Here is a 12,246-nt window from a genome sequence, read left to right as displayed (position 1 = left end):
TAAATAAGATAATCAGGCATAAAAAATTATTACCTCCACATCTTTATATAAAAAAGTTTCCCTAGCCTCCCTGATCATGATGTCTTCGGTTTTCCTGAGCCGAGTGATCGGAATTTTCCGGGAAATGGTAATTGCGCACATTGGTGGAGCCACTGGTGAAGTGGACGCCTATCTGGTCGCTTTTTTAATACCGGATATTCTGAATCATATTGTGGCAAGCGGTTTTCTTTCCATCACCTTCATTCCCATTTTTTCTCGTTATCTGGTAATCAACGACGAAGAGAAAGGCTGGGAGGCTTTTTCCGTCATTATGACATGCTTTGGAATCCTTTTATTACTGCTTATTATTATCGCATTTATTTTTACACCTGAATTGATTACCATCGTCGCACCCGGGATAAATGAACCCTTGCTGCGAAGCCGTGCCATTAGAATGACACGGATTATTATGCCTGCTCAATTTTTCTTTTTTGCCGGCGGTCTGTTCATGGCTGTCCAGTTTGCCAAAGAACGATTTTTTCTTCCTGCCCTTGCCCCCCTTTTGTATAATATGGGCATCATTGCCGGCGGCATACTGTTAAGCCCCTGGTTGGGCATAGAGGGTTTTTCCTGGGGAGTTCTTGTGGGTGCATTTTGGGGAAATTTTGCCATCCAATACCTGGGTGCCAGCAAAGTCGGGATGAGACTCAGGCCGATATTTGATTTAACGCATCCGGATTTGTTAAAATACGTTTTGTTGACTCTGCCGCTTATGATCGGCCTGACCATGATGTTTTCAGCGGAATTCCTGTTTAAATTTTTTGGATCGTTTATGCCTCGAGGAGACCTGGCCTGTTTGAATTTCAGTTTCAGGGTGATGATGATTCTGGCCGGCTTTTTCGGCCAGGCAATTGGAATGGCCATGTATCCATTTATGGCCAAACTGATTGCAGAACATAAAATGTCTGAATCGAACAACCTGCTGAACAATATCCTGCGACTTATATCACTGGTCATTCCTTTTTCCGTTTTGATGATGGTGCTCAGGCATGAAATTATTCTTATCCTGTTTCAGCATGGAAAATTCGATGCTGCCGCCACGGAACTGACATCTTCGATGCTGATTTTCTTTTTGATTGGTGTCTTTGCTTTTTCAGCCCAGACTGTGGTCGTCAGGGGCTATTATGCCATGGGGAACACACTTTTTCCTGCAGTTTTCATAACGGTCGCTGTGTTGTTAAGTGTGCCCCTTTATTTTTTTTCCATGCATATCATGGGTGCCAGAGGAATCGCCCTAGCTGTTTCGGTTTCGGCCATTTTCCAAGTGATATTGTTATATGGTCTATGGAATAAGAGAAGTGGCAATAAAGAAAGTCACGCTGTCTATTTTTTCTATGTTAAAATTATTGTGATCAGCATGGCAATCGGAGTGGTCCTGGAGTGGTTTAAATCAAAAGTGCTGTTAAGCATTGATTCCGGAACAATTTCAGGCAGCCTGTCCGTTTTAGCACTCACAGGCACGTTGTTTTTAGCCCTTTTCTTCCTGATAGGTTATATTTTTAAAATAAAAGAAATTGCAGAATTAAAGCATCGCTTGGTAAAAAAATTTAAGGACCTCTTTGCTCCATAGCAGGTTCCGTGTCTTTATATTCCTTGTCAGTAAATAAAGGCTGCATGATGACCACAGGAAGGGCAAAGGTTCTTTTTAAAAGCCCGAATATACCGGCTCCTATCGCTGTTGGAGAAAGTGGTATAATGTCAGGATCTGCGGGATTTCCTTTAACCCTGAATGGAATGGAGACCAACTTGCCTCCAAGGATATGGTTCACCAGGGGAATTTTTTTGATGATGAAGTCAACTGTTTTAAATGGGGCTACCAAAACCATGAGATCCATCTCATCGCGGACGAGATCGATATAGCCTTTGCAAACGACGGCCATTGAAGAACCGTCAATGATAAATTCTTCAAACACAAATTTGCCGTTCGTTAAGTTCCCATCAGCCCTAATAGATTCATAGGCAAATCCCTCTTCTATTACATCCGGAAGCTTTCCCCTAAAAATTTCGGAGAGATTTAAGAGAGCGAGTATTTTTGCCAGTATTTCATAGCGATAGATACGCCCGTCTTGAGCAGAAAACTTCAAATTTCCATTTAAAACTTTGCCGATCTCTTTGCTGTCTGATATGGCAAACAGTTTTCCTGAAAGATTAAAAGGACCGGTTACCAGCTGGTTTTTTCCCCAATGACACGTTACTGTCTGACCTAACTGCTGATTTTCGGCAACAGGGTATAAATAAAGCTCCATATTCCCTGAAGATATTTTTATAGATCCTGGGACTGAAATCCCGCACAGATTTGCCTTGGTAAAATCGATAAAGACTTTGTTATTTTTCAGGAAAATATCAGCATAAGTGGGATTAAATGATAAGTCTCCACAGGTGAATACATTTGATTTGATTCTGAAGACACCCTCCACCGGCAGGGTCCAGTGTTTTTCATCATACCCGGGATCCCTCCTTTTATTTACATACTCTACGATTTGATCCACTCTGACCCACCCGATCTTATCAGCCGAAAGTTCTGTATAAATCCAGAGCCCTTCCTGGGAAACAATCATGCTCCCCTCAGCAGTAAAACGGCTGTTTCCCCACCCCAGATTTGACGATTCTAAGGTGAAGTTGTTTTTGACGATCCCCGGAATAGTGCTTTCCGTCACATCTAATTTTCCGTCAGTCACCAATATGGGATCTGGAGACAGCGGCGAATTTATAACTATATTTTCCAGACTGCCTCTCATATTAATGTGCCAGTTCATGGGCCTTAAAACCGGACCGCTTATATTAATAGCGGAAAGTGCGGCTATTCCCTGTGAAATTTTAAAATCCTTAAAAACAGCGGCAATGTTTTCACCAGAGAGAAGCCATGGATAAATTTCTCCCATCTTCAGTATGGATGAGCGGGATTCAATTTTAAGCTGAGGTTCATCTTTCCAGGTTATGCCACCTGAAAGTCGAGAAAATGAGGATGTTCCAATTGCAGCGTTTAAATTATCAAATGAAATTTGCCTTCCTTTATAAGCAAAACGTCTGCCTTCAATTTGCAACGGATATGGGATACGCCCGTAACGCGCCTTAAGATTAATTTGAGAAGCATAGACCCCAACGTCGACTGACTCCGTATTTCCGTCTAAAACCATTTTTCCCAGGGCACTTCCACCCACCTTCTTTATTTGTGAAAGTTCCTGTAAAAATGGTTGGTTTTTTACCAGTCTTTTAAGAATTGGAGGCAGCTGTGCCAAATCAGCCTGAATGAATGTTTCCACGTAAAACGGGATGTTCTTTTCAAATCCCAATTCCAAGATCCCACTGGTCCCCACCGAATTTCCCAAACGGACTTTAATATTTTCCCCCGCCAGAATACCATTGGAAAGGGTCACGCTGCCATTGACATCTTTAAGGTCAAGGAGTGCTGCGGGAACAAAAATATTGCCGTCACGCAGCCTCCCCCGCAAAAAAATATTTTCTAATTTCCCCAGGTCCGCAGGAGATTTCCCAAAGGTTTTAAACGTGATTTCGGGAATATTCCCCCCTTTGACAACCTCAAAGATGTCTTTAGTGATACCGTTAGTTCCTGCCAGGGCCAGGGCAACTTTGCGCGTTGACCCGACATCTGCTTTTTTAACGTCTATATCAAGACTGGTTTGGTTTACCATCCGGTTCAATAAAAACTGTCCGGATGCTCTGAGTTTCGGGTAATCCAGCACAAGGTTGGAAAGAGAGACTTTTGTCTTCTCCTCATCCATATTCAATTTACAAATAAGGCTTTTGGCTTGTATGGCAACATTCTCATTTTGATGAAGCACAGCCAGGTGGGATTCATGGCTTTTCACCTTTGCGTGCAGCGCATGATGTTTGTCTGATTTAAAATCAAGAATCAGATTGATTCCTGCAGTCGAAACTTTCAATCCAGTATCGGGGAAAAGATAGTCAATCAACACTTTAGGATTAAAGAGTGTTACATCAACCTGTCCTTTGACGGTAAATAGATGTGGATCGATCCGCCCCTTCATAGAGATATTTTTCCACAGGTTTGATTGACAGGCAAGGTCAATGGTAAGCCTGTTTAACAGGAGCCTTGTATTTGCATTAATATTTATAAAATTAAATACCACCTTATTTTCATCATATAAATTCAACCTGCCGCTTTTGACCTCTATAAAAAAACTGGACTGATTTAATGCAGGATATGTCAAAGCACGGGTTAACATTTCCCGGGCAAACGAAGCAGAGATCACTGCGTTTTTTTTCTTTTGGCTAATGGGAAGCTTAATATCAAAGGTTGGGGTGATCAGCTGTAACTTGGAAACTCTTACATCTCCGGTAAATAAAGAAAAAATTGCAGGATAAACTTTTAAATTTGCCAGTGTCCCTGAGATATTTCCCGGCATAGAAAAACGGGGCTGATAAATAACTGCATGGGGGCGGGGAAAATAATAAAGATCGATCTTTTCATAGTGCAGATCGCCTCCCGTTTTTGCGGAAAGATGAAAGATAATTTTCTCTTTGGCCGATTCCAGGTTGATCAGCATTGGTGAAACAAGAATGAAGATAAGAAAGGCAATCAGAATGACTCCCATGCCTCTTACGATCAGGAGAATTATTTTTCGGCTTTTGTTCATGGCAACTATATTTAACCACCTGAGGTCACCCTCGAAGGCTTTTTATTATCTGTTGTATGGATGAAAAACTACGAATCCAGGGTGATAATTTACGGAGTTCCTGCGGCAATTTTTTAATGGCGGACGAAGCTTCCTTTCTACTGGGATAAACACCATAAAGCAAAGGGTACCAGTCTTTTTTGCGGTAAAGCGTTTTATAATATGCTGCCTGATTAAACAGCTTGTATTTCGCTATAAATTTATGAATAGATTTTTCATTGTGCAAACCGATAAGCTGTATGGTAAAATGTGACGAATTCTGAGCAAGGAGCCAACTTTCACGATGAATCGTCTTGGCATTTTTTGATTTCTCAGCAACAGTCTTTTCTTTTTTTTTCTTTTCCCCAATAATACCATACGGTTTTATTTTCTCTTTGCCGGCCCGGGTTTTGGCTTTTAACGATACTATCGGATCGCCTTTGCTCATTTTATACCCCTGCTTGGCAGTCGAATGACGAACTTTTCCAGAGCCATTTAAAGTAGCAGCAGAGCTGTCAGTAACAGGAGGACCGTGAGGTTTTTTAGCTGTTTTTTTCACGCTAGTTGAAATCTGGGCTTTTGGCTCAAGGATATCTGCAGCGGGAATATTTGAGGTTTTCCCTTTGAAGAAAAAAAGAAACATACCCAGGACGAGTACTGCAATACAAGTTGCCATTATGAAAAAAGGTTTTTTAACCATGCCGACAAGCCGGCTGGATCGGAAAGAGGGTTTTTCACCTGAAAGCCTGTTTAACAGAAACGCATGCGCTTTTTCATTAATACGACCGGGAAGTCCACCTGCAGCCTTATGTATAGACTTGATATCTTCGGATTTAAAAGGATTTTTCCCGGTGAGTCCTGAAACCTTGAGTCGGTGAAAAAGGTAATCGTGCGTTTGGGTTTCATTTAACAGGGACACATGGACCTTATTTACCACTGTTTCTCTGGCAAACGGTGCAGCAAGAGAGGCCATGGTTGCATTGATAGTTGGCTCACCAAAGAGAATCAGGCGCTTTAATTTCCGGTTGCCTCCCGGCGCAAGTGCATCCTTTAGCAGATACTGCAATTCAACCCCGGTCAGTTCATGCGCATCGTCAAACATAACAATCGGAGGGTCATCATCGGGCAGAATAAACGCCCTGTGTGCATTGAGGTTATCAAGAGACGGCGAGTTGTCGGAATTGGTTGTCGCTTGCGCACGGATTCGGCATGTGTGCCAGTTTCCTTTGGCAGAAATAAGAAACTCATTGAGCATGGTGGTTTTCCCGCTCCCTTTTTCCCCGATAACCAGAATGAGAAAGTCACGGCCCTGAACCAGACGTCTTAAAACGTTTAATCTTTGAACAAAGGGCGTAAAGTCATAAAAAAAGGCGTGGTCAACTTCATTTGAAAACGGGGCCTTATTGAGCCCCAGAACTGCGTTATAAGGTGGGTCCGGTTTAATGGGAAAACCTCCTCAAAGAAATTAGTCCCAACACATTCTATAGAGCGGAACGTATCCTGTTTCAGCGTAAGTATGCGATGATATCATGCCCGCTGAATAGATTATAGTTATTTATATCACCCTCTTTATCAATAACATAAAAAAGTCAAAAAAGTACAGCAGTAGCTAAAATATTTCTAGTAGTAAGTGATAAAACAACGACACTCGAACAGAAACAACCGAGGTTAAATGAAACACTGTCTTTGGCACCTGAGCTGTAAAACCTCAACAATCATTTTTAAAAGCAGCATACTATTCAGCCAGTTGGTTTTATCCAACTTTTAGAAAAAAGTTATTATCCAACAGGATATTTTCCCTTATATCTAGATATTCCGGTGGGTCATCTAACCCATATACAGACAAAGTATCCTTATCGATTTTTTTAAGCACAATATGAGACCATCCGGTGAACAGATACCCATAAAACGCATCATCAGGTGCTAAAATTTTGTAAAGGGTTGGAATGAATCCCGGAAAATTGCTGCCACCTTTCATTCTTTTGACAATATCTGAGATTGTCGTCTGTTTATCAATTTTCACCCATTTATCACCCGGCAGCAGCTTTTTTTTGTCTCTTTTAGGGTCAAAAATGATACCCGATACAAATTTTTTGCCATACCCAAAATAGTGAATATCATAATCATCAATATTTCTTATCAGTTCCTCCATAGCCGTCTTAGCTTCATGCTTTGGCTGAATTGCGAGTTTCCCAAAACCTGAACATCCGACAATAATTATAACCGATATCATTGTTATACTACCTAGCTGAAACAGTTTCAAAACGCCTCCTTCAGAAGTCTGCGCTTATCCGTCTCTTGCCAACGACGTGGTCCTTCAAACCCCTCTATGGTGTTGTTCCCGTGGTTTATTCCACTTTTAGTGAAATCATCTTCCTCAATTTTTAATATTTATTGGAATACATGCCCTATTTCGTTTTTATGGTCATTCTTATAAATATCCAAAAAATAAATATTTCTATTGATGCGGCCAGAATAAATTCAACTTTCAAACAATCAAATTATCATCGCCTGATATGATGAACAAATTATTTTTAGGCAACGTACCGCTGAGTGACATCAAATAACTTTTTACGAATTCATCAAAATGGGGCTGCGCTTTAATGCAGGTCATATTTTGATATCAGGCGAGACAGGTAGGTTCTCTGAATACACATGGTTTGTGCAGCAAGACTTCTGTTTCCGTTGGTATGTTTGAGGTTTAAAGCTATGAATTCCTTTTTGAAGCTGTCTATGGCCTCTTTGAGAGTCAATCCCACCTCCATGCCGGGATATTTTGTGTTTGAAGCAAAGTTGGGGAGATCTTCCTGCAAAATTTCTATACCGTTGCCCATCACCACTGCCCGTTCTATGGCATTTTTCAATTCTCTGACATTCCCGGGCCAGTCATAAGCGAGCATGTATTTCATGGCTCCTTTTGAAATTGTAAGATGGGATAGTCCTCTTTCCAGCTTGAAAATATTTAAGAAATGCTTGGCCAGTAAAGGGATGTCATCCATCCTTTCGCGCAATGGCGGCATCTGAATTTCAACGACGTTCAGGCGGTAGTATAAATCTTCTCGAAACCGACCCTCGGAGATTTCATTCAATATATTTTTATTGGTGGCAGAAATCACTCTCACATCAACTGGAATCGATTTGTTTCCACCTACCCGGTAGAAAACACCCTCCTGAAGAATTCGAAGAAGTTTTGCCTGCATTCCAGGGCTCATCTCTGCAATTTCATCGAGAAATATGGTACCTCCGTCTGCCAGTTCAAATTTTCCGATTTTTCTTCCCAAAGCACCGGTGTACGCTCCCTTTTCGTGCCCGAAAAGCTCATCTTCGAGCAATGTTTCCGGCAAAGCCGCACAATTTAAAACAATCATGGGCTGACTTTTCCTTAAGCCTGAACGATGAATTAACCGGGCCAGCAATTCCTTGCCGGTTCCGCTTTCTCCTAAAATAAGGGCGCTTGCTTTAGAATTTGCCACCTTTACGGCATCAAATATGACCTTCTTTAACGCATTGCTCTCTCCGATAATTTCATATTTATGCTCGAGTTCTTCTTTAAGGCTTTTGATTTCTTTTTTATTGTTTGCAATTTTTCGGGCGTCACCTATGGCCAGTGCGGCCAGATCGGCAAATACCGACAGGGTTTTTAAATCCTCATGCTGAATCGGGTCTCCGGTTATTTTGTCAATGATTTCAACCACCCCTATGGTTTCACCTTTTATCTTCATCGGTACACAGGCGATGGAGCGTGTTTTAAATCCTATTGAATCACTTATCTCCCTGTACCAACGCGGGTCAGAGCTAACATCGGGTATAAGCAAAGGCTCTCCTTTTTCAGCAACATAGCCTGCGATTCCCTGCCCCATACCGATTTCAAATTTCTTGATATCTACTTTCTTTTCCCCGGTGGCCACCTTAAAAAAAAGCTTGTTTGTTTTTTTATCAACCAACAGTAACGAACTGGCCTTGGCATCCATCATCCGGGTGGCGGTTTCTATGATAAGCTCAAGGAGCTGATCAATGTCTTGTACCGAAGAGACCCATGTGGATATCTCTTTTAACCGATTAATTGGGGTATCGGGATTTGATTTTTTTGAGTACATACAAAAACAGTTAAGCTCCTGGAAAAATAATCAATATAAACTGATAACCGGATTTATAGAACAATGAAATTCAACTGAATGTGAAGAAAAAAAACATGTATTAGGCTAAAGTATATGCACAGGTAGGGTGATTGTCAATTCATAAATAAATCGTTGTATTCATTTGACCCAGTGAAAAGCCAGAATGTTTCCAACCGTTTATAAATGAATTGTGCGTGAAATTTACCGGGTGGGTATTGTAAAAAGTCATTATTAACCGCTTATACGGCAGAGAACACCAAAAAAGTATCTTTTTTTAGCTAGTTGTCCCTGTGTACCCAGTGGCTCCTATGGTAAATTCAACTTGTTACCAATCCAACAGTCAGGGCGTTAATAGAGAAGGGCCTGGAAAGGACAGCACTAACAATACTGTCCTTTATCAAACCAGAACATCTTGGAAATGACAACAATCTTGTGGTTTTTTTCTATTTGAATTGCGTGTGTATTTTGTTACATCATTGCCATTGATGGCATCCCTTTGATCGAAAGAAAAATTCATTGGGTCTTCTGCCTATTGGCTCAAGACGAATAAAAATGCATCTTGCGATGTACAAAACGGTAATGAGCATGAAAGTAATAAACAGCAATAAAAGAAGCGTGCGGTCAAACAACATAAGATAGGCCAAAATGGTCAGCGGGATGAGCGCATATTCTGCAAATTTTCTCGGGCCTGGATGCCTGCGCAGATAATCGGCAATCGGTGGAGATTTCTGGTAGTAAAAATTTACCATTTTCCTGCCTATCCCGTTGGTTAAAAGATACTTATCTCTAAATTCAGCTAAGATTTGAACATGTCTTTCGGTTCTTGAGTCAAAAGTGGCACTACCGATAAAACAACCCCCGCCGTCGGCACTGTCACCGCCGCCTGACGAACCGTCTGTCACCGAGGCTGAGGATGTTCCTGGCTGAATCCCAGAGAAGTGATATACCTGAATTTCTATGCAGGATGGACTTCCGTTGTTGTGATCCATCCTTGATCCCGGAACCATCCAGCCTTCACCTGCCGGAAGGGTATTGCCATCAGCGTCGCAAGCCAATACACTGCTGGTGCCATTATAGTAATATATACTGAGGCTGCTAACATCGGTATATCCCGGACACGGAATAAAAACTTTGACCGGCGTATCATACACCGTGGGCGGCTGGAAATGCATGGGGATTCCAACCGGGTTTACCCCTGGCAAATCGATGACTGGAATTTCATTGGCAGGTGCAAATGCAGGTGGAACCGGTTCGGCGCTGTTATAAACAATCATTGCACCTTCCAGATCGCCGCTGTTTACCTGGATACCGGTATCATAAACACCTCCAAGGGCCGGATCTCCAGAATCAACTGCACTGACGTCCGGCAGATTGCTCGGGTGGTGTGCCACATCATGCTCTGCTTCAGATTCGACATTAAAATCGTAGCTTTCCTGGTTCATTACGTTTCCATTAGTGTCATAGGCGTCAATGGTAATGTTGACGTTGGCATCAAATTCATAATTTGCATGGCTATCCTGCGAACGGTCATACACAGCCCAGAGTAGGGTAACCTGGGAATCGTCATCATCCGACAGTTTGACCACACGGACGGTGTTGGAACTTAAGTTCCGCTCATACACCTGGTTCCCATCGTTAATAATAAAGTTGATGCTGTTTTGATTTATATTTATTCCGTTGGCAGATTCTATAAACACAGCAAATGAGGAATTGTTCGGTACGCGCCAGGAATCTGTGATTCCGGAGTTATGGTGTGGCAACGCCTCAATGATATCAAAAGGTATTGAGGCCCCGTCACCAGGATCAGTACCGCACTGATACTCCTGGTAATTCGTATATCCGTCGCCGTCTAAGTCCAGGGTGCTGTCGTCCATGTACGGGCTCAGTCCATTATTAACCTCCCAGTCATCAGCCATGTCATCATTGTCATTATCGTTTATTTTGATAGAGCTGGGAGTCACCGGGTTTCCATTAGAGTCTGTAACGCTGCTCACCGTCAATGTAAACACCGCGTTACGGGATATTGAGGCCATTGAAAGACGATATGTACTTCCTCCCGTGTGGATAATATCATCAGATCCCCCTGGTGTGATAAAATTAAGGGAAGGACTAAAGCTGTAATTTGCTTCAACGGTTGCATTTTGCATATTTGGCTTGCTGAAGGTAACAGCAATAGTATGATTATCAAAATTAATAACGGGAAACTCTACCATTGATGGAGGATATGACTGAAGGGTGCTAAAAGTATACTCGTCAGAGGGGTTGGTGGTATTTGGGATTTGAGTTGGGCCGTTACCACAAGCATCGGTGGAGCCGACACGGAAAAAATAGGTGGTGTTTTCCGAAAGCCCGGTTAAGGAGATGCTATGATTTGACATCAAATTGTCACTATTTTGGCTTAATGCATAGCTTCCCCAACCACTGCTGGAGGTGCCATACTGCACCATACTGTTGCCCGGTTCGTTTGATGTCCATTCAATCACTGCTGTGCTTTCAGTCAGCTGAGTTACAGTGGGAGTTGAACTGATCTGAGGTGCGGAAATATCGAGTGTTCCACTCACGGTATTAGAGGTCAACGAATTTATTTTTGCACTTAAGCTGACCGCACCTTCAGTTACGGATGTGAAATTTACATTGGCTGACCAGCTGCCATCCGCATTTACTGTGGTTGACCCTACCAGTGTGCTGCCTGAATAAATTTCTACATTGGCCCCACCGGCTCCCCGCCCTGCCACGTTAAAAGACGTATGATCGGCGTGGTTGACAGAAAAGCCGTTTTGCGGCGAAGAAATATAAAAGGTAGATACCTCATTGGAATAGCCGCTTTCGTTTTCTTCGGTATCATATGCGGTAAGAACAAGAAAATAAATATGGCTGGCATCCAGCCCGGTAATGGTGAATTCAGGGTTATTTGGATCGCTCAGGCTTCCCAGCGGAATATCTACCGGTGAAGCCCCCTGATCAGCCCCCGTGCCATTATAAGGAGAACCGGGTGTGTCGGTTTTATAATACAGTTTATAACCGGCGAGATCAGTCTCGGTATTCGCGTCCCATCGCAGCGTCACATCGGCCGCAAAACAAAAGGTCTGGAAAGAAAGAAAAAAGAAACAGAAAAATAGCATGATTTTCCAGACGGATAAGTCGTACCACTCTTTTCGCATAGCTTTACCTCTTTGGAGCAATATTTATTTAGAAAATAGGTTAAAACAAATGGTTCGGAGAACGTGAAACTAGACTATTGCAAGTTGCATTCCACTTAGAATTAAAAATTAAATATATTGTAATATCTTTTGGTTATGCTTTAGCTGATGATGAACGAAGAATATTCTGGTAAGATAGTTATGTTTTTGTAAATGAGGCTGTATGATTTTGTGAACAATTTGAGATTGTAACCGATAAATTAACAAATATTATACTAAACTGTTCAAAAATTAGAAAATAACATGATAAGT

The 12,246-nt window shown here is 42.0% G+C and carries 6 protein-coding genes; 1 reads left to right on the top strand and 5 read right to left on the bottom strand.

The window, feature by feature from the left end:
* The first annotated feature begins 76 nt into the window (after positions 1-76).
* Positions 77-1,609 carry a murein biosynthesis integral membrane protein MurJ gene (gene murJ / locus SWH54_03315; GenBank protein MDY6790277.1) on the top strand — a complete coding sequence of 511 codons (1,533 nt, stop codon included), beginning with the start codon at positions 77-79 and terminating at the stop codon, positions 1,607-1,609.
* On the opposite strand, the gene SWH54_03310 is transcribed toward murJ, so the two are convergent.
* From SWH54_03310 to SWH54_03290, 5 genes are all read right to left on the bottom strand, one after another.
* The gene (locus SWH54_03310; protein MDY6790276.1) at positions 1,587-4,658 is read right to left on the bottom strand and encodes an AsmA-like C-terminal domain-containing protein; all 3,072 of its coding nucleotides are present in this window, start codon (positions 4,656-4,658) and stop codon (positions 1,587-1,589) included. The genes murJ and SWH54_03310 overlap by 23 nt on opposite strands.
* Before the next feature lie 25 nt (positions 4,659-4,683).
* Positions 4,684-5,931, bottom strand: a complete 1,248-nt coding sequence (locus SWH54_03305; GenBank protein MDY6790275.1) for an SPOR domain-containing protein — start codon at positions 5,929-5,931, stop codon at positions 4,684-4,686.
* Between the two features lie 498 nt (positions 5,932-6,429).
* Positions 6,430-6,909, bottom strand: coding sequence for a hypothetical protein (locus SWH54_03300; protein ID MDY6790274.1), 480 nt, complete (start codon positions 6,907-6,909; stop codon positions 6,430-6,432).
* Between the two features lie 367 nt (positions 6,910-7,276).
* Positions 7,277-8,773: a sigma 54-interacting transcriptional regulator gene (locus SWH54_03295; protein ID MDY6790273.1), complete on the bottom strand. Its 1,497-nt coding sequence runs from the start codon at positions 8,771-8,773 to the stop codon at positions 7,277-7,279.
* Positions 8,774-9,267: 494 nt separating this feature from the next.
* Positions 9,268-11,955: a fibronectin type III domain-containing protein gene (locus SWH54_03290; protein MDY6790272.1), complete on the bottom strand. Its 2,688-nt coding sequence runs from the start codon at positions 11,953-11,955 to the stop codon at positions 9,268-9,270.
* Between the last annotated feature and the right edge of the window lie 291 nt (positions 11,956-12,246).

The organism is Thermodesulfobacteriota bacterium (assembly GCA_034189135.1).
GTDB lineage: Bacteria > Desulfobacterota > Desulfobacteria > Desulfobacterales > JAUWMJ01 > JAUWMJ01.
This window is presented reverse-complemented; position numbering and strand designations above follow the sequence as displayed.